This window comes from Streptomyces sp. NPDC033270 (genome assembly GCF_055576575.1).
In genome coordinates this window covers 1-21,980 of sequence record NZ_JBVIRA010000051.1, presented here as the reverse complement: position 1 = coordinate 21,980, position 21,980 = coordinate 1, and the positions used below count along the sequence as shown (strand labels likewise).

Annotated in this window: 18 protein-coding genes; 13 read left to right on the top strand and 5 right to left on the bottom strand. The window is 71.6% G+C overall.

Annotation, left to right across the window (positions count from 1 at the left end):
* Positions 1 to 94: 94 nt before the first annotated feature.
* On the bottom strand, positions 95 to 838 hold the full coding sequence (locus tag ACZ5XZ_RS38215) for a maleylpyruvate isomerase family mycothiol-dependent enzyme (protein ID WP_468986936.1): 744 nt from the start codon (positions 836 to 838) through the stop codon (positions 95 to 97).
* A gap of 131 nt (positions 839 to 969) precedes the next feature.
* Positions 970 to 2,526, bottom strand: a complete 1,557-nt coding sequence (locus tag ACZ5XZ_RS38210; protein ID WP_468986934.1) for an FAD-dependent oxidoreductase — start codon at positions 2,524 to 2,526, stop codon at positions 970 to 972.
* A 74-nt stretch (positions 2,527 to 2,600) separates the two neighbouring features.
* On the opposite strand from ACZ5XZ_RS38210, the gene ACZ5XZ_RS38205 reads away from it, so the two are divergent.
* Positions 2,601 to 3,326, top strand: a complete 726-nt coding sequence (locus tag ACZ5XZ_RS38205) for a TetR/AcrR family transcriptional regulator (protein WP_468986933.1) — start codon at positions 2,601 to 2,603, stop codon at positions 3,324 to 3,326.
* A gap of 273 nt (positions 3,327 to 3,599) precedes the next feature.
* Positions 3,600 to 6,554: an excinuclease ABC subunit UvrA gene (uvrA, locus tag ACZ5XZ_RS38200; protein WP_468986931.1), complete on the top strand. Its 2,955-nt coding sequence runs from the start codon at positions 3,600 to 3,602 to the stop codon at positions 6,552 to 6,554.
* Between the two features lie 314 nt (positions 6,555 to 6,868).
* On the opposite strand, the gene ACZ5XZ_RS38195 is transcribed toward uvrA, so the two are convergent.
* Together ACZ5XZ_RS38195 and ACZ5XZ_RS38190 are read right to left on the bottom strand one after the other, a co-directional pair.
* Complete coding sequence (locus tag ACZ5XZ_RS38195) at positions 6,869 to 7,828, bottom strand: carbohydrate kinase family protein (RefSeq protein ID WP_468986930.1); 960 nt, start codon at positions 7,826 to 7,828, stop codon at positions 6,869 to 6,871.
* A complete protein-coding gene (locus ACZ5XZ_RS38190; protein ID WP_468986929.1) occupies positions 7,825 to 8,883 on the bottom strand; it encodes a LacI family DNA-binding transcriptional regulator in 1,059 nt (352 codons plus the stop codon). Before ACZ5XZ_RS38190 ends, ACZ5XZ_RS38195 begins: the two co-directional genes overlap by 4 nt.
* A 314-nt stretch (positions 8,884 to 9,197) precedes the next feature.
* On the opposite strand from ACZ5XZ_RS38190, the gene ACZ5XZ_RS38185 reads away from it, so the two are divergent.
* Entirely contained in the window at positions 9,198 to 9,611 is a 414-nt protein-coding gene (locus ACZ5XZ_RS38185; RefSeq protein WP_468986927.1) for a Rieske (2Fe-2S) protein, read from the top strand.
* 23 nt (positions 9,612 to 9,634) lie between these two features.
* On the opposite strand, the gene ACZ5XZ_RS38180 is transcribed toward ACZ5XZ_RS38185, so the two are convergent.
* Positions 9,635 to 10,573, bottom strand: a complete 939-nt coding sequence (locus ACZ5XZ_RS38180) for a hypothetical protein (protein ID WP_468986925.1) — start codon at positions 10,571 to 10,573, stop codon at positions 9,635 to 9,637.
* A gap of 239 nt (positions 10,574 to 10,812) precedes the next feature.
* On the opposite strand from ACZ5XZ_RS38180, the gene ACZ5XZ_RS38175 reads away from it, so the two are divergent.
* The 10 genes from ACZ5XZ_RS38175 to secG all read left to right on the top strand — a co-directional run bounded on the left by ACZ5XZ_RS38175 (position 10,813) and on the right by secG (position 21,717).
* On the top strand, positions 10,813 to 11,493 hold the full coding sequence (locus ACZ5XZ_RS38175; RefSeq protein WP_468986924.1) for a papain-like cysteine protease family protein: 681 nt from the start codon (positions 10,813 to 10,815) through the stop codon (positions 11,491 to 11,493).
* A 4-nt stretch (positions 11,494 to 11,497) separates the two neighbouring features.
* Positions 11,498 to 12,409: a hypothetical protein gene (locus ACZ5XZ_RS38170; protein WP_468986922.1), complete on the top strand. Its 912-nt coding sequence runs from the start codon at positions 11,498 to 11,500 to the stop codon at positions 12,407 to 12,409.
* Positions 12,410 to 12,921: 512 nt separating this feature from the next.
* On the top strand, positions 12,922 to 14,979 hold the full coding sequence (gene uvrC / locus ACZ5XZ_RS38165) for an excinuclease ABC subunit UvrC (RefSeq protein ID WP_468986921.1): 2,058 nt from the start codon (positions 12,922 to 12,924) through the stop codon (positions 14,977 to 14,979).
* Complete coding sequence (rapZ, locus tag ACZ5XZ_RS38160) at positions 14,976 to 15,926, top strand: RNase adapter RapZ (RefSeq protein WP_384441194.1); 951 nt, start codon at positions 14,976 to 14,978, stop codon at positions 15,924 to 15,926. The genes uvrC and rapZ overlap by 4 nt, the downstream gene beginning before the upstream one ends.
* A complete protein-coding gene (locus ACZ5XZ_RS38155; RefSeq protein WP_468986918.1) occupies positions 15,923 to 16,984 on the top strand; it encodes a gluconeogenesis factor YvcK family protein in 1,062 nt (353 codons plus the stop codon). The genes rapZ and ACZ5XZ_RS38155 overlap by 4 nt, the downstream gene beginning before the upstream one ends.
* Positions 16,975 to 17,964 (top strand): DNA-binding protein WhiA, encoded by a 990-nt coding sequence (gene whiA, locus ACZ5XZ_RS38150; protein ID WP_018091880.1) that lies wholly within the window; start codon positions 16,975 to 16,977, stop codon positions 17,962 to 17,964. The genes ACZ5XZ_RS38155 and whiA overlap by 10 nt, the downstream gene beginning before the upstream one ends.
* A gap of 256 nt (positions 17,965 to 18,220) precedes the next feature.
* Entirely contained in the window at positions 18,221 to 19,225 is a 1,005-nt protein-coding gene (gene gap / locus ACZ5XZ_RS38145) for a type I glyceraldehyde-3-phosphate dehydrogenase (RefSeq protein WP_384441187.1), read from the top strand.
* Positions 19,226 to 19,340: 115 nt separating this feature from the next.
* Positions 19,341 to 20,543 (top strand): phosphoglycerate kinase, encoded by a 1,203-nt coding sequence (locus ACZ5XZ_RS38140; RefSeq protein ID WP_468986915.1) that lies wholly within the window; start codon positions 19,341 to 19,343, stop codon positions 20,541 to 20,543.
* A gap of 6 nt (positions 20,544 to 20,549) precedes the next feature.
* Positions 20,550 to 21,326: a triose-phosphate isomerase gene (gene tpiA / locus ACZ5XZ_RS38135; protein WP_384441181.1), complete on the top strand. Its 777-nt coding sequence runs from the start codon at positions 20,550 to 20,552 to the stop codon at positions 21,324 to 21,326.
* 154 nt (positions 21,327 to 21,480) lie between these two features.
* Positions 21,481 to 21,717 carry a preprotein translocase subunit SecG gene (secG, locus tag ACZ5XZ_RS38130; RefSeq protein ID WP_384441178.1) on the top strand — a complete coding sequence of 79 codons (237 nt, stop codon included), beginning with the start codon at positions 21,481 to 21,483 and terminating at the stop codon, positions 21,715 to 21,717.
* Positions 21,718 to 21,980: the final 263 nt, after the last annotated feature.

The window sequence follows — 21,980 nt, the reverse complement described above, 5'->3', positions numbered from 1 at the left end:
CCATCCCTTCCCACCTCCTCTCCTCATTCTCCCCCCTGTCAACACCCCCTGCCACCCCCCGCGGCCTTTCCGACCCTGACCCATCGGACAGACCCTAGAGCGGGGGTACGACAGGCAGGGCGGAGCCGTGGCTGTCGAGCGCGGAGCCGTCACCGCGTCCGGTGAGCCAGCCGACCAGCGCCGTCGCGGAGCCGGAGACCACCACGGGCGCGGCCCCGGCGCCCGGGGCGGCCGCCGCGAGGCCGGTGCGCAGGCGGCGGCCGTCGTCCGTGCGCAGCTCCAGAGGCGGCAGATCCGGGTGGCCGGCGAATTTGATCGTGGCGAGGAAGGCGAGATAGCTGTCGACGAAGCCGGGCGAGAGCTGGTCGAGGGTGTGGCCGACGCCGAGATCCAGGTGGTGCAGCTCCAGCTCGGCGAGCCGGCGCAGCGGCAGCCGGTCGGCCCGCTCGACGACGCCGTTGCGCATCTCGACCTCGTAGCTCCGGCGCTCCCGCGGCAGCGCGTCCGCGGCGGCGTCGAACCGCTCGGCGCTCTCCTTGAGGTCCTCCAGATGCGCCGCCAGCGGGCGGTCGGCGTCCCGCTCGATGTCGGCGTCCCGGTCCTTGGCGCTCGCGTACATCGGCGTGGGGACGTCCGTACGCGCCCAGGTGAGGAGGTTGACCAGCGCGTCCGCGTTGCGGGCCAGATGGGCCAGGACATGGCCGCGGGTCCAGCCGGGGAGCAGCGACGGCTCGCCGATCGCCGTGTCGTCGAGCTTGCTCACCGAGACCAGCAGCCGTTCGGTGGCCTCGTGTACGGCGGCCACGTCGTGCGGGAAGTCAGGCGGGGTGACGGTCATGGTCCGACGCTAGCGCCACGAAGGCGAGTTCGGGAGTCGTCCGGCGCCGTTCGGGGGCGTACGCGGGCGGGGCGGGCGGCGCGCGGTGGCCCGGGGGCCGACGGGACGCCGCCCGCGGTGTCGCCCGGCGGTCAGACCGCCGTGTCGGGCGTCCCGAACCACCGGCGGAGGGCGGCGTCCAGGTCGTCCGGCGCGGCGGCCGACCCCGGGGCGTCGGCCGCCCAGGCGGTGCAGCCGTCCGGCCGCACCAGGAGGCCGGCCAGGTCGGGCCGCCCGGGGCAGGCGGCGGTCAGCAGCCGCACCCGGGAGCCGTACCCGGCGGCGCGCCGGCGCAGCCCGTCGTCGTCGGCGAGGTCGAGCAACAGTCCCTGGCCGCCGCGCAGATGGTCCGCGAGCCGGCTGCCGTCGGACAGCTCCAGGTCGGGGGCGCTGCGGCCGGTCAGCGGATGGTCGCCCGGCAGGTCGTAGCGCTGCTGGACACCGGAGATCTTCTTGGCGAAGAAGGTGGTGGCAGCGACGGTCCCGGTCAGCTCGGTGAGCACCGTGCGCAGCGCCCGGGCGTGCGACTCCGGCCGCATCAGCGCCACTTGGGCCCGGGTCCACTCCAGCACCCATGCGCCTATCGGGTGCCGCTCCTCGGTGTAGGTGTCGAGCAGCCCCTCCGGCGCCCAGCCGTGCACCGTCGCGGCCAGCTTCCAGCCCAGGTTCATCGCGTCGCCGATGCCGAGGTTCAGCCCCTGGCCGCCGAAGGGCGAGTGCACATGCGCCGCGTCACCGGCCAGCAGCACCCGCCCCGCCCGGTAGTCGGGCACCTGGCGGGCGTTGTCCGTGAAGCGGGTCGCCGAGAGCACCTTGTGGATCTCGACGTCCTCGACACCGGAGACGTTCCGCAGGGAGGCCTGCAACTCCTCGGCGGTGACGGGGGCCCGGCGGTCCGCGGGCGGTCCGTCGAACTCCACGGTGAGGATCCGGCCGGGGATCGGGCCGTGTGCGTAGGTGCCGGTCCCGGTCCAGTTCCAGCCGGCTCCCAGCTTCTCGGATCCGGACATCTCCACGATGGCCTGATGGCCGGTGATCTCGGGGTCCGTCCCCGGGAACGGGAAGCCGGCGAGCCGGCGGACCGTACTGCGTCCGCCGTCGCACCCCACCAGCCATCCGGTCCGCAGCGACCCGTGGGAGGTGTGGACGCGCACGCCGTCGTCATCGGCGTCGAAACCGGTCAGCGTCACCCCGCGGCGCAGGTCGACGCCCAGTTCGGCGGCACGGTCGGCGAGCAGCCGTTCCAGGGCCTCCTGGGGGACGAGGCCGATCTCGGAGGCGGGGCCGGTGCCCGCGAAGTCCGGGTCGGACTCGTCCAGCAGATCGCCGCGCAGCATGATGCCGGCGAAGTGCCCGGCGAACTTCGGAGGCCGTTGCACTCCGGCCGCGCCCGCGGCCTGCCGCTGCCGCAGGAACGAGCTGAACTTCTCGATGGCGGCGCGCTGCACCTCGGCCAGGTCTGGCAGCATCCCGCGCCGGTAGAAGGCCTCCGCGCTGGGGGAGTTGATCGCCCCCGCCTTGATCGTCGTGTCCACCTCGGTCAGCCGCTCCAGGACGACGACCGGGACATCGGCCAGTGCCAGTTCGCAGGCGAGCATCAGCCCCACCGGGCCGCCCCCTGCCACCACTACGTCTGCGTCACGCTTCATGGAGCGAGAGTGTAGCCACTAAAAGTTTTTTGTGACTACAAAATTTGTCTCACAGGCGGCCTAGGATTCCGGGCATGGTGGATGAGCAGCGGCGCGACGGCGCGGGGACGGCCGGTGGCGGATGGATCGCCGGCCAGGAGGCGGAAACCGGCTTCGGCGAGGAGGGCGGCCGGCTGACGCTGCGCGAGCGCAAGAAGCTGCGCACCCGGCAGCGGATCTCCGGCGAGGCGACGCTGCTGTTCATCCGGCGCGGCTTCGACAACGTCACCGTCGCCGAGGTGGCCCGTGCCGCCGAGGTGTCCACGATGACCGTCTTCAACTACTTCCCGCGGAAGGAAGATCTCTTCCTCGACCGGATTCCCGAGGGGCTGGAGCTGCTCACCCGCGCCGTCCGGGAGCGCGGCGCGGGCGAGACGCCGCTGGCCGCGCTGCGCCGGCTCACGTCCGAGCTGCTGGAGCAGCGCCACCCGCTGGGCGGGGTGGGGGAGGGGTTCGAGCACTTCTGGCGTACGGTGCTGGACTCGCCGGCGCTGCGCGCGCGGGGCCGTGAGGCGGTCGAGGAGCTGGAGGACACGCTCGCCGGGCTGCTCGCCGAGGCCGCGGGCGGTGACGCCGGGCGACCGGACCATGATTCCCGGCTGGCCGCGGCGCTGATCGTCGCGGGGATCCGGGTGGCGTACGCCGAGGCCGCCGGTCGGCAGCTGCGGGGTGACCCGGCGGGCGAGGTGGCCGTTGAGCAGGTCGAAGTGCTGCGGCGGACGTTCGATGCGCTGGAGCGGGCGCTGCCCGGGAACGGCTGAACCGTCGGGGGTGGCGGGTTTGTGCAGCGTACGGGCGTGTGGCGGGGCGGGAAGGATGTGGGGCCGCCACACGTTTGGGTGAAGAGGGCGTACGAGCCCCGTAAATCGAATGCGCGTGCTATAGGCTCGTGTGTGGCATCCCAAAGACAGTGCCGTGGCGGGCCCCATACCCTGGGGCGGGGCTCCGCTCCGCTTCGCCGCCTCTGCTCATTCACCGAGCGGCGGACGCAGAGCCACGGCTCCCGCCCCCCTCCAAGAAAGGTGCCGACCGGCGTGGCCGACCGTCTCATCGTCCGTGGCGCTCGCGAGCACAATCTCAAGAACGTCTCGCTCGACCTCCCCCGCGATTCCCTCATCGTCTTCACGGGGCTGTCCGGGTCGGGCAAGTCCTCGCTCGCCTTCGACACGATCTTCGCCGAGGGGCAGCGGCGCTACGTCGAGTCGCTCTCCTCCTACGCCCGGCAGTTCCTCGGGCAGATGGACAAGCCCGATGTGGACTTCATCGAGGGCCTGTCCCCCGCGGTGTCGATCGACCAGAAGTCGACCTCGCGCAACCCGCGCTCGACGGTCGGCACGATCACCGAGGTCTACGACTACCTCCGCCTGCTGTTCGCCCGCATCGGCAAGCCGCACTGCCCCGAGTGCGGGCGCCCCATCGCCCGGCAGTCGCCGCAGGCGATCGTCGACAAGGTCCTGGAGCTGCCCGAAGGCAGCCGCTTCCAGGTGCTCTCCCCCCTGGTGCGGGAGCGCAAGGGCGAGTTCGTCGATCTCTTCTCCGACCTCCAGACCAAGGGCTACAGCCGGGCGCGGGTCGACGGGGAGACCATCCAGCTCTCCGAGCCGCCCAAGCTGAAGAAGCAGGAGAAGCACACCATCGAGGTGGTCGTCGACCGCCTCACGGTCAAGGAGAGCGCCAAGCGGCGGCTGACCGACTCCGTCGAGACCGCCCTCGGGCTCTCCGGCGGCATGGTCATCCTCGACTTCGTGGATCTGGAGCCGGACGACCCGCAGCGCGAGCGGATGTATTCGGAGCATCTGTACTGCGCCTATGACGATCTGTCCTTCGAGGAGCTGGAGCCCCGCTCCTTCTCCTTCAACTCGCCCTTCGGCGCCTGCCCGGACTGCACCGGCATCGGTACGCGCATGGAGGTCGACCCCGAGCTGATCGTCCCCGACGAGGACCGCTCCCTCGACGAGGGCGCCATCCACCCCTGGTCGCACGGCCACACCAAGGACTACTTCGGCCGCCTCGTCGGCGCGCTGGCCGACGCCCTCGGCTTCCGTACGGACATCCCCTGGGCCGGGCTGCCGGCCCGCGCCAAGAAGGCCCTGCTGCACGGCCACAAGACCCAGATCGAGGTGCGCTACCGCAATCGGTACGGCCGCGAGCGGGCCTACACCACCCCCTTCGAGGGCGCCGTGCCGTTCGTCAAGCGGCGGCATTCCGAAGCGGAGAGCGACAGCAGCCGCGAGCGCTTCGAGGGCTATATGCGCGAGGTGCCCTGCCCGACCTGCGAGGGCACGCGGCTCAAGCCGATCGTGCTCGCCGTCACGGTCCAGGAGAAGTCGATCGCCGAGGTCGCGGCCATGTCGATCAGCGACTGCGCCGACTTCCTGCGGGACATGAAGCTCGACGCCCGCGAGAAGAAGATCGCCGAGCGGGTCCTCAAGGAGGTCAACGAGCGGCTGAAGTTCCTGGTCGACGTCGGTCTGGACTACCTCTCGCTGAACCGCGCGGCCGGCACCCTCTCCGGCGGTGAGGCCCAGCGCATCCGCCTCGCCACCCAGATCGGCTCCGGCCTGGTGGGCGTGCTCTACGTCCTGGACGAGCCGTCGATCGGTCTGCACCAGCGCGACAACCACCGGCTGATCGAAACCCTGGTGCGGCTGCGCGACATGGGCAACACCCTGATCGTCGTCGAGCACGACGAGGACACCATCAAGGTCGCCGACTGGGTCGTGGACATCGGCCCCGGTGCCGGTGAGCACGGCGGCAAGGTCGTGCACAGCGGCCCGATGAAGCAGCTGCTGGCCAACAAGGAGTCGATCACCGGGCAGTACCTGTCCGGCAAGAGAGCCATCGCGACACCGGACATCCGGCGGCCCGCCGACCCCAAGCGGCAGCTGACGGTCCACGGCGCGAAGGAGAACAACCTCCGCGACATCGACGTCTCCTTCCCGCTCGGGGTGTTCTCCGCCGTCACCGGCGTCTCCGGTTCCGGCAAGTCGACGCTGGTCAACGACATCCTCTACACCCACCTCGCGCGCGAGCTGAACGGCGCCAAGTCCGTCCCGGGGCGGCACACCCGGGTCGCCGGCGACGATCTGGTGGACAAGGTCGTGCATGTCGACCAGTCGCCGATCGGCCGCACCCCGCGGTCGAACCCGGCCACGTACACCGGTGTCTTCGACCACGTCCGCAAGCTCTTCGCGGAGACGATGGAGGCCAAGGTCCGCGGCTATCTGCCGGGGCGCTTCTCCTTCAACGTCAAGGGCGGCCGCTGCGAGAACTGCTCCGGCGACGGCACGATCAAGATCGAGATGAACTTCCTGCCGGACGTGTACGTGCCGTGCGAGGTCTGTCACGGCGCGCGCTACAACCGCGAGACGCTGGAGGTCCACTACAAGGGCAAGTCCATCGCCGAGGTGCTGGACATGCCCATCGAGGAGGCGCTGAGCTTCTTCGAGGCGGTGCCGACCATCGCCCGGCACCTCAAGACGCTCAACGAGGTCGGCCTCGGCTACGTCCGGCTCGGGCAGTCCGCGCCGACGCTCTCCGGTGGTGAGGCCCAGCGGGTCAAGCTGGCCAGCGAACTCCAGAAGCGCTCGACGGGCAGCACGGTCTACGTCCTCGACGAGCCGACCACCGGTCTGCACTTCGACGACATCAGCAAGCTGATCAAGGTGCTGTCCGGACTGGTCGAAAAGGGCAACACGGTGATCGTCATCGAGCACAACCTCGATGTGATCAAGACGGCGGACTGGGTCATCGACATGGGCCCCGAGGGCGGCAACGGCGGCGGAATGGTCGTCGCCGAGGGCACGCCGGAGGAGATCGCGTCGATGCCGGCCAGCCACACCGGCAAGTTCCTGAGGGAGATCCTCGGCGACCGCGTCAGCGACGCCGCGCCGGTGCCGGCGCAGGCGAAGAAGCCGGCCGCCAAGAAGACCGCGGCGAAGAAGACCACGGCCAGGAAGACGACGGCGCGGGCCGGCCGGGCCTCCTGACGCCGAGGGCCGTTCCGGCCGGGCCGTCACCGCTCCCGTTCCCAGGGCGCGGTGGCGGCCCGCCGCCGTCAGCGCGCCGACCGGCCGGTCCGAGGCGTTCTACGTCACCCACCCAATGGCGAACGGGCTGATCCGAGGGGCGCTATGCCGCCGGCTCCATGGCGAGCGGCCGGTCCGAGACGCTCCTCCTATGCCGCCGGCTCCACGGCGAGCGGCCGGTCCGAGGCGCTCCTCCTGTGCCTTCATGGCGAGCGGCCGGTCCGAGGCGCTCCTCCTGTGCCTTCATGGCGAGCGGCCGGTCCGAGACGCTCCTCCTACGCCGCCAACTCCGTGGCAAACGGCGGCTCCGCGCCGGCGCGTGAGCAGGTGATGGCGGCCGCGCGGGCGGCGAAGCGCAGGATGTCCCGCCAGTCGTCGGCGCCCAGTGCGGCGACGGCGGCGTACGAGAGGGCGTCATGGGCGTCCAGGCGGTGCAGCAGCGCCGCATTGACCGTGTCGCCGGCGCCGATGGTGTCGACGACGGTGACCCGCTCGCCGGGCACCGTCAGCTCACCGCCGCCCCGCGTCAGCACCGCCAGCCCGTCACCGCCACGGGTGATCACGATCGCCGCCGGCCCGGCGCCCAGCCATTCCCGGGCGGCCGCACCCACCGCATCCCAGCCCCCGCCGGTGCCCGCCCCGGCCAGCCACAGCGCGTCCTCCTCCGACAGCTTCAGCAGCGCCAGATCCGGGAGCCAGGAGCGAAAGCGGGCCCGATAGGCGTCCGGGTCGGGGATCAGACCGGGCCGGATGTTGGGGTCGAGCGCGGTGAAGACCCCACGCCGCGCCTCCCGGCGCAGCAGCGACTCATACGCGCTCGCGCCCGGTTCCAGGACCAGCGAGCAGGTGCCCAGCGACAGCGCGCGGACCGTGTCGGGCAGCGCCGGCGGCAGGGTGAAGAGCCGGTCGGCGGTGCCGTCGGCGTAGAACCCGTAGCCGGCCGATCCGTCGGGGCTGATGTCCGCCACGGCGAGGGTGGTCGGCTCACCGCCGCGCTGCACCAGCGAGGTGTCCACCCCGCCGCCGCGCAGCCCGTGCAGCAGCGCCTCGCCGAAGGCGTCGGTGGAGACCCGGGAGCAGAAGGCGGCGGGCGAGCCCAGCCGCCCCAGCGCGACGGCGGTGTTGTACGGCCCGCCGCCGCGCCGCGGCAGCAGCGTCGGCAACTGGCCTTCCGGGGAGGGGGCCTGCGAGCTGGGGACGAGGTCGATCAGCGCCTCGCCGGCGACGACGATCACGGGGTGCGGTTCCTTTCCGGGGCGGCCGGGGGTGCGGCCGGGACAGTGGCCGGGGCGGGTTCGGCGCAGCCGCACGACGTACGGTGCACAAACGCGCAGGGGAGGCGAAGGGTGCGCGGCGGACGGTCCGGTTCCTCCAGGCGCTCCAGCAGCAGCCGGACCGCCGCGGCCCCGATGTCCTTGCCGGGCTGGGCGATCGCGGTCAGCCGGGGGGTGAACAGGTCCGCCCAGGAGAAGTCGTCGAAGCAGGCCAGCGCGATGTCCCGGGGCACCTCCAGGCCCAGTTCGCCGAGCGCCCGGAGCGTGCCGATCGTCATCGCGTTGTTGGCGGTGATGATCGCGGTGGGCGGCTGGGGCGCGGCGAGCAGCCGGCGGGTGGCGTCCTGGGCGCCGTCCGCCTCGGAGTTGCCGCCGGCGAGGAGTTCGGGCGCGAAGGACAGGCCGCGGGCGCGCAGCCCCTCGCGGTAGCCCTGTACCCGCTCGGTCGTCGTGCTCAGGCCGGGCAGCCCGGCGACCAGGCCGATCCGGGTGTGCCCCAGGTCGGCCAGGTGCTCGACCAGTTGGCGCACCGGGCCGGTGCTCTCGGCGCAGACCTGGTCGTGCTCGTCACCGACCAGCCGGTCCAGGAAGACGGTGGGGACGCCGCGCCGGGCCAGATAGCCGACGGTTTCCGCCGGCTCCGCGGACGGCGCGACGATCATGCCGTCCACCCGCCGCTCGTGCAGCAGCTGGACGACCTTGCGCTCGTGCCGCGGTTCGTCGTGCGGATCGGCGAGCAGCAGGCTGTAGCCGGCCTCCAGCGCGCCCGCCTCGACGCCCTGGAGGATCTCGGTGAAGTACGGGTTGCTGATCGCGGAGACCGCCAGGCCGATCGAGCGGGTGCGGGAGGTCACCAGCGAGCGGGCCAGGGTGTTGTGGGTGTAGCCGAGTTCCTCGATGGCGCCGAGCACCGCGGCCCGGGTGTCCGGGCGCACCGGCCGGGTCTCGTTGAGCACATGCGAGACCGTGGCGACGGAGACCCCTGCCCGCCGCGCCACATCCACCATCGTCGTCATCCGGCTCCTCCCTCCCCGCGTGCGGGGCGCCACGGCGGCGCCCACGGCCGCTCCTGGCACACGGCCCGTCCCGCGAGTCCACCACATTACGAGCATCCGACAGCAAACGTAAACGCTTACGCAAGCGTTTACGTATATGGGCGCTGCGTACGCCGCGATCGGCGTCACCCGCGCCGGCGGCTTCACTTCGCGGAGCTGGTCGCCGTACCGGCCCGCTGCTGCCACCCCTGCCCGAGGGCGGACCGCCGCGGAGGCGAGCAGACCGCCCCGGTATCGTCGAAGGCCGGAGCCGCCCACTGATCAGGAGCTATGACATGACCGCGTCCCCCGACCGCCGGACCGTGCTGCGCGGGGCCGCGCTCGTGGGTGCCGCGTGCTTCGGTGCCGCCGCCTGCGCTTCGGGGGAGCAGAAGTCCGGCACCCGCCCGGCCTCGGACGCGCCGGTCGAGCTGGGCCCGGCCTCGGAGGTGCCGGTCGGCGGCGCCAAGATCTACGGCGAGCAGCGGCTGCTGGTCTCGCAGCCCGCCAAGGGCGAGTTCAAGTGCTTCAGCACCGTGTGCACGCACATGGGCGCGATCCTGAACAAGATCGAGAAGGAGCAGGGCGTCTGCCCGCTGCACGGCAGCCGCTTCCAGGTGGCCACCGGCGAGGTCGCCCAGGGCCCGGCGACCCGCCCGCTGGAAGAGGTCCCGGTCCGGGTCAAGGCCGGCAAGCTGATCGCGGGCTGAGGCGACCGAAAGCCGCCTGCTCCCTATCCCCAATCCCACCCGATACCGAGTATCCCGGGCCGGACCCCCTGCTCCACGAGGTGCACGGCGCGGTGCCGGCCGCTGAGCGTCAGCTCCTGCTGGGCGCTGCGCGGGGCGGCCGCCGAGGCCTGGGCGAAGCGGCGGCAGCGCACCGGCAGCGCCGCCTCGTCGAAGTGCACCTGAAGGACGTACTGACCGCCGGCGAAGCTGAAGCCGCGCAGGTACTCGGTGCTCGGCCCGCCGCTGCCGTCCTCGAAGGCGTAGCCGAAGACATGGGTGTCACCGGCCCGCAGCCGGGTGTCGAAGAGCAGCTCGGCGACCACCACCCCGGCCGTGTCGTCCCCCCGCACCCGGCCCAGCCGGCAGTTCTCCCCGGGGCGCACCCGCACCCGGGCCGGCTCGCAGCCCGACTCGCCCCGATGGATGGCGATATAGCGGTCCACGCCGTCCCGGTGGGCGCGCACCACCTGCAGCGACTCCCGCTCGATCAGCTGGCGTTCGGGCCCGATGCGGACCCGCTCGTGATGCCCCACGGTGTGCAGCCCGCCGTCCGCGGGGGTCTCCAGCTCGGTGAAGAGCCGCTGCAGTGCGTCGGCGGGCACCACCAGCGAGCGGTACGAGCGGGCGGCCGGCCGCTCGGCCTCCGGGCGGTGTCCGCCCTCCGGGACCAGTAGCCGGTGCAGCGAGTACGCCGGCAGGTCGAGGACCTCCTCCAGGGCGCGCACCGCCCGCAGCGATTCGGGGCGCTGCGGCCGCCGGGCGCCCTGCTGCCAGTAGCTCAGGCTGGTCACCCCGATGGTGATGCCGCGCTGGGCGAGCTTGTGCTGGACGCGGGTGAGGGCGAGTCCCCGGGCGGTGAGCGCGGAGCGCAGTGCGAGATGGAAGGGGCCGGTCCGCAACAGCTGCGCCAGCTCCGCCGACTGGGGGGTGTCCTGTGCCATTGCCTCAAATCCTCCGGCGCGCAGGTGAACGTTCACAACCGGATCGCGCGCCGCGTGCCCTTCCTGCCTGTTCACTGCAGTACGCCGGGCATCGGCCGTTCACATCCGGGCCCGTCCGTCCACACCCCCATGTCACCTCGCATTGAAGCGTGTTGACCTGCCTGCGACAACACCCGATGCTCCTCGCAAGCATCCGGATGCGCTCCTCTCCCCCTCACCCCCCAGTCGGGAGGAACGCCATGACCCGTGCACCCCACGCACGCAGTCCACACCGCAGATGGCTGTCGGCCGCGGTGCTCACGGCCGCCGTACTGACCGCTCTCCCCGAGGCCACCGCCACCGCGGCCACGCCCCTCGCGCCCCCGGCGCACACCGTCACCGCACCGCACCGCACCACTTCCACCGCCTCCACCACTTCCCCGCACGCCACCGCACCGCGCGCCGCCAACCGCCTCAACATCTCCATGCAGGCCCAGGAGAAGTCCAACTGGTGCTGGGCGGCGTCCGGCAACACCATCGCGACCTGGTACGGCAGGAACTACAGCCAGAACGCGTTCTGCAACGCCGCGTTCAACCGCCAGCAGGGCACCACGTGCCCCAACAACCAGGCGACCCTCGGCAATGTGCAGACCGCACTGGACTGGATGGGTATCAACTCCGGCTCCTATGTGTCGGGGTGGCTCCGCTACGGCACCGTCCAGGGCGAGATCAACGCCAACCGGCCCATAGAGACCCGCATCCAGTGGTCCTCCGGCGGCGGCCATATGCACGTCCTCTACGGCTACGACACCGACCGCAACTGGGTCTACTGGGGCGACCCCTGGGGCTCCAACGACCGCTACAACTGGGGCGACTTCGACTACTACGTGGACGGCAGCTCCTTCTCCTGGACCCACTCCCTCTACCGGATAGGAGCCTGAGGCCATGACGCAGCGCACCGCCGTCCGCGCCGTCGCCACCGGCGCCCTCGCCACCGCCCTCATCGGCCTCGCCCCGCACACCGCGCTCGCCGCCCCCGTACCCGGGCCCCAGGCGCCGGCCCGGGCGAGCGTCGCCGCCGCCCGCCAAGCGGCCACCTCGGCCGCGACCCTGGACACCCTCGCCCGCTTCTTCGCCGCCGACGGCAAGCGCGGGGGCGCCCGCGCGGCCGCCCCCGGCACCCCACAGGCCGCCCCGCACATCGAGGGCGCCACCGTGCCCGTCTACGTCCTGTCACCGGACTTCGTCCGAGGCAGGGGAAAGGTCCCCGTCGCCCGCCTGGAGTTCCTCGCCAGCAAGGCCGTCGCCGCCGACGGCCGCACCGCCTCGGTGTGGACCGTGCGCCAGGGCGGCGCCTGGAAGGTCGTCAACATCGCCAGCGGTGACGACGAGGCCCGCTACACGGCGGCCGGGGCCGCCAGGGACAGCGCCGGCACGGTCTTCCACGAGCCGCAGATCGACGCCTGGTACCTGCAGCGCGGCGACCGTATCGAGCCGCTGGACGCGGACGCCCGTAAGGCCGTCGGCGCGGCCGGCACCACCGTGGTGGCGTACCAGGAGCGAGTGGCCAAGGCGTACGGGGACAAGCTTCCGGGCTCCGCGTACGACAAGCGGGGCGAGGCCGGCGGCTACGGCGAGGCCGGCCCCGAGGCCAAGGCGCCCGCGGCCGGAGCGCCCCTCGCGAAGAAGCCCGCGGACAAGGGGCTCGCGGCCGCTGCCCGGCAGCCCGCCGAGGCGGGCGCGCTCACGGGCGACGCCCTGCCGGTGACCGCCGCGACGACGGTGGCGGCCCTCGCCGCCGCGCTCGCCCTGGGCCTGTCCGCCTCGGCGGCGCTGCGCAGGCGGCGCGGCGACTGACCCGGCCGGCTCGCTTGCCCGGCCCGCTCGCCCGCCCGGCCGGTCGTCGGCCGGGCGCGGCGAGTGACACGTCGGTTCCGGTGCGGCCGCCGGCGTGGCTCGTGCCCCGCCCCCTCCCCCCTCCCCCATAGCGGAGGGGGCGGGGGAGGGTTCGGGGGTGGGGGAGGCGGCGACCACGGCCGGACGCCGCCCACCGCCACGGTCGCCCACCGCCACGGCCGGGCGCCGTCCCCGCCACGGCCGGATGCCGCCCCCACCACGGCCGGACTCCACCCCCTGCCAAGGCCCTTGACGCCGCCCACCACTCCACTTCCCCCGGCCTCGCCGCACCCCACGCCCTGCCCGACGCCTCCCGCCCTGCCCCGCCCCGGCAGCCGCCCACCCCCTGCGCAGCTCCCGCATCCCGCATCCGCATCCCGCGGCCCCCGCAGCGCCGTCCCGCCGCTGCCCGGAAGTGAACGGGAGCGATCCGGAAACCGTGATTGTCGGTGGCGGTCAGTAGGGTGGTGTGCATGGCAGACCCCAGCAGCTACCGACCCAAGCCGGGACAGATCCCCGACTCGCCGGGGGTCTATAAGTTCCGCGACGAGCACGGCCGGGTCATCTACGTGGGCAAGGCCAAGAGCCTGCGCCAGCGCCTGGCCAACTACTTCCAGGACCTGGCCGGCCTCCATCCGCGTACGCGCACGATGGTGACCACCGCCGCCTCCGTGGAGTGGACCGTCGTCTCCACCGAGGTCGAGGCGCTCCAGCTCGAATACAGCTGGATCAAGGAGTTCGACCCCCGCTTCAACGTCAAGTACCGCGACGACAAGAGCTATCCGTACCTCGCGGTGACGCTCAACGAGGAGTTCCCGCGCGCCCAGGTCATGCGCGGCGCCAAGAAGAAGGGCGTGCGCTACTTCGGCCCATACGCCCATGCCTGGGCCATCCGCGAGACCGTCGACCTGATGCTCCGCGTCTTCCCGGTGCGCACGTGCTCCGCCGGTGTCTTCAAGCGCTCCGCGCAGATCGGCCGCCCCTGCCTGCTCGGCTACATCGGCAAGTGCTCGGCCCCCTGCGTCGGCCGGGTCTCCGCCGAGGAGCACCGCGAACTGGCCGAGGAGTTCTGCGACTTCATGGCGGGCCGTACGGGCGCGTACATCCGCCGGCTGGAGAAGCAGATGCAGGACGCCGCCGAGGAGATGGAGTACGAGCGCGCCGCCCGGCTGCGGGACGACATAGGCGCGCTCAAGCGGGCCATGGAGAAGAGCGCCGTGGTTCTCGCCGACGCCACCGACGCCGATCTGATCGCCGTCGCCGAGGACGAGCTGGAAGCCGCCGTCCAGATCTTCCACGTCCGCGGCGGCCGGGTGCGCGGACAGCGCGGCTGGGTCACCGACAAGGTCGAGGCCGTCACCACCGGTGACCTCGTCGAGCACGCCCTCCAGCAGCTGTACGGCGAGGAGCGGGGCGACGCCGTCCCCAAGGAGGTCCTGGTACCGGCGCTCCCCGAGCCCGTCGAGCCGGTCGCGCAGTGGCTCTCCCAGCGCCGCGGCTCCCAGGTCTCGCTGCGCATCCCGCAGCGCGGCGACAAGAAGGACCTGATGGCGACGGTCGGCCGCAACGCCCAGCAGGCGCTGGGCCTGCACAAGACCAAGCGCGCCTCCGACCTGACCACCCGCTCCCGGGCCCTGGAGGAGATCGCCGAGGCGCTCGGCCTGGATTCGGTGCCGCTGCGCATCGAGTGCTTCGACATCTCCCACCTCCAGGGCGACGACGTCGTCGCCTCGATGGTGGTGTTCGAGGACGGTCTCGCCCGGAAGAGCGAATACCGCCGCTTCCAGATCAAGGGATTCCAGGGCCAGGACGATGTCCGGTCCATGCACGAGGTCGTCGGCCGCCGCTTCAGGCGCTACCTCCAGGAGAAGCAGAAGTCGGGGGAGTGGACGGAGGAGCCGGACGGCGACGCCCCGGTGGAGGGCGACGGCCCAGTGGAGCCGGACCGCGCCGCCGGTGGCCCCGTCGACGACGACGGCCGGCCCAAGCGGTTCGCCTACCCTCCCCAGCTGGTGGTCGTCGACGGCGGCGCCCCGCAGGTCGCGGCCGCCCGCCGGGCCCTGGACGAGCTCGGTGTCGACGATGTCGCCGTCTGCGGCCTGGCCAAGCGCCTGGAGGAGGTCTGGCTGCCCGAGGACGACGATCCGGTCGTGCTGCCGCGCAGCAGCGAGGGCCTCTACCTCCTCCAGCGCGTCCGCGACGAGGCGCACCGCTTCGCCATCACCTACCAGCGCAGCAAGCGCACCAAGCGGCTGAAGTCCTCGCCGCTCGACACCGTCGCGGGCCTGGGCGACACCCGCCGCCAGGCACTCCTCAAGCACTTCGGTTCGCTGAAGAAGCTGCGGGCCGCGACGATCGACGAGATCTGCGAGGTCCCCGGCGTCGGGCGCAAGACCGCGGAGACGGTCGCCGCGGCGCTGGCCGGGGCGGCACCGTCCGCGCCCGCGGTGAACACCGCCACAGGAGAGATCATTGAGGATGACGGGGCCCCACCGGCCGCGTTGTCGGCAGAACGGGGGCAGGAACGATGAGCACACCGCACGAAGAGCAAACCGAGAGAGACGGTGCACAGGTGAGTACGGGCACGGTCGGCGAGTCCGACCAGGGAGAGAGCGCCGCGATCCCCGAGTTGGTGATCATCTCCGGGATGTCCGGCGCCGGCCGCAGCACGGCAGCGAAGTGCCTGGAGGACCTGGGCTGGTTCGTCGTCGACAACATCCCGCCCGAGCTGATCGCGCCGATGGTGGAGCTGGGCGCCCGCTCGCAGGGCAACGTCGCCCGGATCGCGGTCGTCGTCGACGTCCGCGGCCGCCGCTTCTTCGCCAACCTCAAGGAGTCGCTGGCCACCCTCGACGCGCAGAACGTCAAGCGCCGCATCGTCTTCCTGGAGTCCTCCGACGAGGCCCTGGTGCGCCGCTTCGAGTCGGTGCGCCGACCGCACCCGCTCCAGGGCGACGGCCGGATCGTCGACGGCATCGCCGCCGAGCGCGATCTGCTGCGCGAGCTGCGCGGCGACGCCGACCTGGTCATCGACACCTCCAGCCTCAACGTCCATGAGCTGCGCGCCAAGATGGACGCCCAGTTCGCCGGCGAAGAGGTCCCCGAGCTGCGCGCCACGGTGATGTCCTTCGGCTTCAAGTACGGCCTGCCGGTCGACGCCGACATGGTCATCGACTGCCGTTTCATCCCCAACCCGCACTGGGTCCCCGAGCTGCGCCCCTTCACCGGCCTGAACGACGAGGTCTCCGACTACGTCTTCGGCCAGCCCGGCTCCAAGGAGTTCCTGGACGGCTACGCCGAGCTGCTGCGGATCGTCGCCGAGGGCTACCGCCGGGAGGGCAAGCGCTATGTGACCATCGCCGTGGGCTGTACGGGCGGCAAGCACCGCAGCGTCGCGATGTCCGAGAAGCTGGCCCGCCGCCTGGTCTCCGAAGGGGTGGAAACCGTCGTCGTCCACCGGGACATGGGGCGCGAGTGACCGGGCGCACGCCGCGGCTTCGCAGGGTCCGCAGATTCGTCCCCAGCGTCCGTACGACGAAGGGCGCCACCCCCAAGGTGGTGGCGCTCGGCGGCGGCATGGGCCTGTCCGCCTCGCTGGCCGCGCTGCGCCGCATCACGGGTGATCTGACGGCCGTGGTCACGGTCGCCGACGACGGCGGCTCCAGCGGCCGGCTCCGCGACGAGCTGGGCGTGCTGCCGCCCGGCGATCTGCGCAAGGCGCTGGCCGCCCTGTGCGGGGACGACGACTGGGGCCAGACCTGGGCCCGGGTCATCCAGCACCGCTTCCAGAGCGAGGGCGAGCTGCACGACCACGCCGTCGGCAATCTGCTGATCGTCGCCCTGTGGGAGCAGCTCGGCGACCATGTCCAGGCGCTCGACCTGGTCGGCAGGCTGCTGGGCGCCCATGGCCGGGTACTGCCCATGTCGGCGGTGCCCCTGGAGCTCCAGGCCCAGGTCAGGGGCCACGACCCGGACCGCCCGGACGAGGTCTCCACGGTCCGGGGCCAGGCCACGGTGGCGCTCACCCGCGGTGAGGTGCAGTCCGTCCACGTGGTCCCCGAGGACCCGCCGGCCGTCCCCGAGGCGGTCGCCGCGGTGCGCGACGCCGACTGGGTGGTGCTCGGCCCCGGCTCGTGGTTCTCCTCGGTGATCCCCCATCTGCTGGTGCCGGAGCTGCGCGAGGCGCTTGAGGAGACCAAGGCCCGGAAGGTCCTCTCGCTCAACCTCGCGCCGCAACCCGGCGAAACCGATGGCTTCTCCCCGCAGCGTCATTTGGAGGTTTTGGCCCGACACGCCCCTAAACTCGCCTTCGACGTGGTGCTGGCCGACAAGGCCGCCGTGCCCGACATCGAAGGCCTGACGGTTGCCGCGAAGCAGCTGGTCGGCAGCGAGGTCGAGCTGGCGGCGGTCGCCGCACAAGGAGACGACGCCCGGTCGAACGCCGGGGGAGCCCCCGACCGGCACGACCCGGAGCTGCTGGCAGCCGCGTACGACCGTATTTTTCGGATGCATGGAAGGATCGGCCCATGGCGATGACGGCAGCGGTGAAGGATGAAATCTCCCGGCTCCCCGTCACCCGGACCTGCTGCCGGAAGTCGGAGGTCTCGTCGATCCTGCGGTTTGCGGGCGGTCTGCACCTGGTCAGCGGGCGCATCGTGATCGAGGCGGAGCTGGACACGGGCATCGCCGCCCGGCGGCTGCGCAAGGACATCCTGGAGATCTTCGGGCACAGCTCCGACCTGGTGGTGATGGCCCCCGGTGGCCTGCGGCGCGGCAGCCGCTATGTCGTACGGGTGGTGGCCGGCGGCGATCAGCTGGCCCGCCAGACCGGCCTGGTCGACGGCCGCGGCCGGCCCATCCGCGGGCTGCCACCGCAGGTGGTCTCCGGCGCGACCTGCGACGCCGAGGCGGCCTGGCGCGGCGCCTTCCTCGCCCACGGCTCGCTCACCGAGCCCGGCCGTTCCTCCTCCCTGGAGGTCACCTGCCCCGGCCCGGAGGCCGCGCTGGCACTGGTCGGCGCCGCCCGCCGGCTGGGCATCGGCGCCAAGGCCCGTGAGGTGCGGGGGGTGGACCGCGTCGTCGTCCGTGACGGTGATGCGATCGGCGCCCTGCTGACGCGGCTCGGCGCCCATGAGTCGGTGCTGGCCTGGGAGGAGCGGCGGATGCGCCGCGAGGTCCGCGCCACCGCCAACCGCCTCGCCAACTTCGACGACGCCAACCTCCGCCGTTCGGCGCGCGCCGCGGTCGCCGCGGGCGCCCGGGTCCAGCGGGCCCTGGAGATCCTCGGCGAGGAGGTCCCCGAGCACCTGGCGGCCGCCGGCCGGCTGCGCATGGAGCACAAGCAGGCCTCGCTGGAGGAGTTGGGCGCCCTCGCCGACCCGCCGTTGACGAAGGACGCCGTCGCCGGCCGGATCCGGCGCCTGCTGGCGATGGCCGACAAGCGCGCCCAGGACCTCGGCATCCCCGGCACCGAGTCCAACCTCACCGAGGAACTCGCCGAGGGCATGGTCGGCTGAACCGAGGCCGCATCCTTCGTGATACGCGCCCCCGGCGCCCGTACAGGGTGCCGGGGGCGCAGCCGTATGCGGACGGTGTTCGCGGGCGCGGACGGAACGGACGTCAGAGGGGCTGAAGGTCGCTCACTTGAGCACCTTTGGGCGCCGATGTCAATGTCACGTACGTCTCGTTCAGGGGGTAGGGTCGGAGGCGGTCGGGGACATCCCATACAGCTCGCCGGTAACTGCGCCGGCGTACCAACGAGGAGATCGGTTCGTGACGATCCGCGTAGGCATCAACGGATTCGGCCGCATTGGTCGTAACTACTTCCGCGCGCTCCTGGAGCAGGGGGCGGACATCGAGATCGTCGGTGTCAACGACCTGACCGACAACGCCACCCTGGTCCACCTGCTGAAGTACGACAGCATTCTGGGTCGCCTCAAGCAGGACGTCAGTCACACCGACGACAGCATCACGGTCGGCAACCAGACCTTCAAGACGATGGCCGAGCGCGACCCGGCGAACCTCCCCTGGGGCGAGCTCGGCGCCGACATCGTCATCGAGTCGACCGGCATCTTCACCAAGCGCGAGGACGCCGCCAAGCACCTCGCGGCCGGTGCCAAGAAGGTCCTGATCTCCGCGCCCGCCAAGGGCGAGGACATCACGATCGTGATGGGCGTCAACCAGGACAAGTACGACGCGGCCAACCACCACGTCATCTCCAACGCCTCCTGCACCACCAACTGTGTGGCGCCGATGGCGAAGGTCCTCGACGAGAACTTCGGCATCGTCAAGGGCATGATGACCACGGTCCACGCCTACACCAACGACCAGCGCATCCTGGACTTCCCGCACAGCGACCTGCGCCGCGCCCGCGCCGCCGCGGAGAACATCATCCCGACCTCGACCGGTGCCGCCAAGGCCACCGCCCTGGTCCTCCCGCAGCTCAAGGGCAAGCTGGACGGCATCGCGATGCGCGTGCCCGTCCCCACCGGCTCGGTCACCGACCTCGTTCTGGAGCTCGACCGCGAGGTGACCAAGGACGAGATCAACACCGCCTTCCAGAAGGCCGCCGAGGGCCAGCTCAAGGGCGTCCTGGAGTACACCGAGGACCCGATCGTCTCCTCGGACATCGTCAACTGGCCGGCCTCCTGCACCTTCGACTCCCAGCTGACGATGGCTCAGGGCAAGCAGGTCAAGGTCGTCGGCTGGTACGACAACGAGTGGGGCTACTCCAACCGCCTGGTGGACCTGACCACCTTCGTCGGCGGCCAGCTCTGATCTCTGGTTCACAGCCGAGGCACCGAGATGCGAGGACGGGGCTCGTACGACGCGAGGAAGCGTCGTACGAGCCCCGTTCCGCGACCGACCGACCCATGTGATGGAGTCACTCCTCATGAAGACGATCGACGACCTCCAGGTAGCCGGTAAGCGGGTCTTTGTCCGCGCCGACCTGAACGTGCCGCTGGACGGCACCACCATCACCGACGACGGCCGGATCCGCGCCGTCGCCCCGACGATCGCCAAGCTCGCCGAGCGCGGCGCCAAGGTGATCGTCGCCTCCCACCTGGGCCGTCCCAAGGGCGCCCCGGACCCGGCCTTCTCGCTGGCCCCCGCGGCCGGGCGACTGGGTGAAATCCTCGGTCAGGACGTGGCGTTCGCGACCGACACGGTCGGCGACTCCGCCCGGTCCGTGGTGGCGGGCCTGGCCGACGGCCAGGTGGCCGTGCTGGAGAACCTCCGCTTCAACGCGGGCGAGACCAGCAAGGACGACGCCGAGCGGGGCGCCTTCGCCGACCAGCTCGCCGCCCTCGCGGACCTGTACGTGGGCGACGGATTCGGCGCCGTGCACCGCAAGCACGCCTCCGTCTACGACCTGCCCCGGCGCCTTCCGCACGCCGCCGGCGACCTGATCGCCACCGAGGTCGGCGTCCTGAAGAAGCTCACCGACGACGTCAAGCGCCCCTACGTCGTCGCGCTCGGCGGTGCCAAGGTCTCCGACAAGCTCGCGGTCATCGACCAGCTGCTGGAGAAGGCCGACCGCATCCTGGTCGGCGGCGGCATGGCGTACACCTTCCTCAAGGCCAAGGGCCACGAGGTCGGTATCTCGCTGCTCCAGGAGGACCAGGTCCCGGCCTGCCTGGAGTACCTGGCCCGGGCGGAGAAGCGCGGCGTGGAGTTCGTGCTCCCCGTCGACGTGCTGGTTTCGGCCGAGTTCCCCGACCTGAAGACCAAGGCCCCGGCGAACCCCGAGACCGTCGCGTCGGACGCCATCCCGGCCGACAAGGAAGGCCTGGACATCGGCCCGAAGACCCGCGAGCTCTACGCCGCGAAGCTCGCCGACGCGGGCACGGTCTTCTGGAACGGCCCGATGGGCGTCTTCGAGCACCCCGACTACGCCGGCGGCACCAAGGCCGTCGCGCAGGGGCTGCTGGACTCGCCGGCCTTCACCGTCGTCGGCGGCGGTGACAGTGCCGCCGCGGTCCGACTGCTGGGCTTCGACGAGAATGCTTTCGGCCACATCTCGACCGGTGGCGGCGCCAGCCTCGAATACCTCGAAGGCAAGACGCTCCCCGGCCTCGCCGCTCTGGAGGACTGAACAACCGTGAGTGACCGCACCCCGCTGATGGCGGGCAACTGGAAGATGAACCTCAACCACCTCGAGGCCATCGCGCACGTCCAGAAGCTCGCCTTCGCCCTCGCCGACAAGGACTTCGACGCCGTGGAGGTCGCGGTACTGCCGCCCTTCACGGACCTGCGCTCGGTGCAGACGCTGGTCGACGGCGACAAGCTCAAGATCAAGTACGGCGCCCAGGACCTCTCGGCGCACGACTCCGGTGCCTACACCGGTGAGATCTCCGGCCCGATGCTCGCCAAGCTCAAGTGCACGTTCGTGGCCGTCGGCCACAGCGAGCGCCGCCAGTACCACGGCGAGAACGAAGAGATCTGCAACGCCAAGGTCAAGGCCGCCTTCCGCAACGGCCTCACGCCGATCCTGTGCGTCGGCGAGGGCCTGGACGTCCGCAAGGCCGGCAACCAGGTCGCGCACACCCTCGCCCAGGTCGACGGCGGTCTGAAGGACATCCCGGCCGAGCAGGCCGAGACCATCGTGATCGCCTACGAGCCGGTGTGGGCCATCGGCACCGGCGAGGTCGCCACCCCCGAGGACGCGCAGGAGGTCTGCGGTGCGATCCGCGGCCGCCTCGCCGAGCTCTACAGCCAGGAGCTGGCCGACAAGGTCCGCATCCAGTACGGCGGCTCGGTCAAGTCCGGCAACGTCGCCGCGATCATGGCGCAGCCGGACGTGGACGGCGCGCTGATCGGCGGCGCGGCCCTCGACGCGGACGAATTCGTCAAGATCGTCCGCTTCCGCGACCAGTAGCAGCTATGACGAGGGCGAGCCCTCGTCGTACCCTGTCGGGGCCGGGACCGGTGCAGCCGCGCCGTCCCGGCCCCGCACCATTTGTTCCATGGGTCTTGATCCAGACGTCTTGATCCGTACGTCCGTCCGTCAGTCCTAGAGAGTTGGTCCAGCCGTGGTCATCGGGTTCTCGATCGCCCTCATCGTCTTCAGCCTGCTGATGATGATGCTGGTGCTCATGCACAAGGGGAAGGGCGGCGGCCTGTCCGACATGTTCGGTGGCGGCATGCAGTCCTCCGTCGGCGGCTCCTCGGTCGCCGAGCGCAACCTGGACCGCATCACCATCGTGGTCGGTCTGCTGTGGTTCGCCTGCATTGTCGTCCTCGGTGTCCTGATGAAGCTCGGGAGCTGACATACCGTCGGAGGCGCGGCCTATCATGAGGGCGGCGTCCTAGGACGGGTAACTCCAGTCACTGGACGCGCGTTGGGCCTTACGTAGACTGGGGCGTTCCGCAGCGCAGCTGCTGTGAAGGCGTGGCAGCACCATTACGCAGGGAGTTACGACCGTGGCAAGTGGCAACGCGATCCGCGCCGAGCTGATGTGCGACGCCGTCCCCCTGGTCGACGAGCTGGTGGTGCTGGACTCCGGATCCACCGACCGCACCGCCGAGGTCG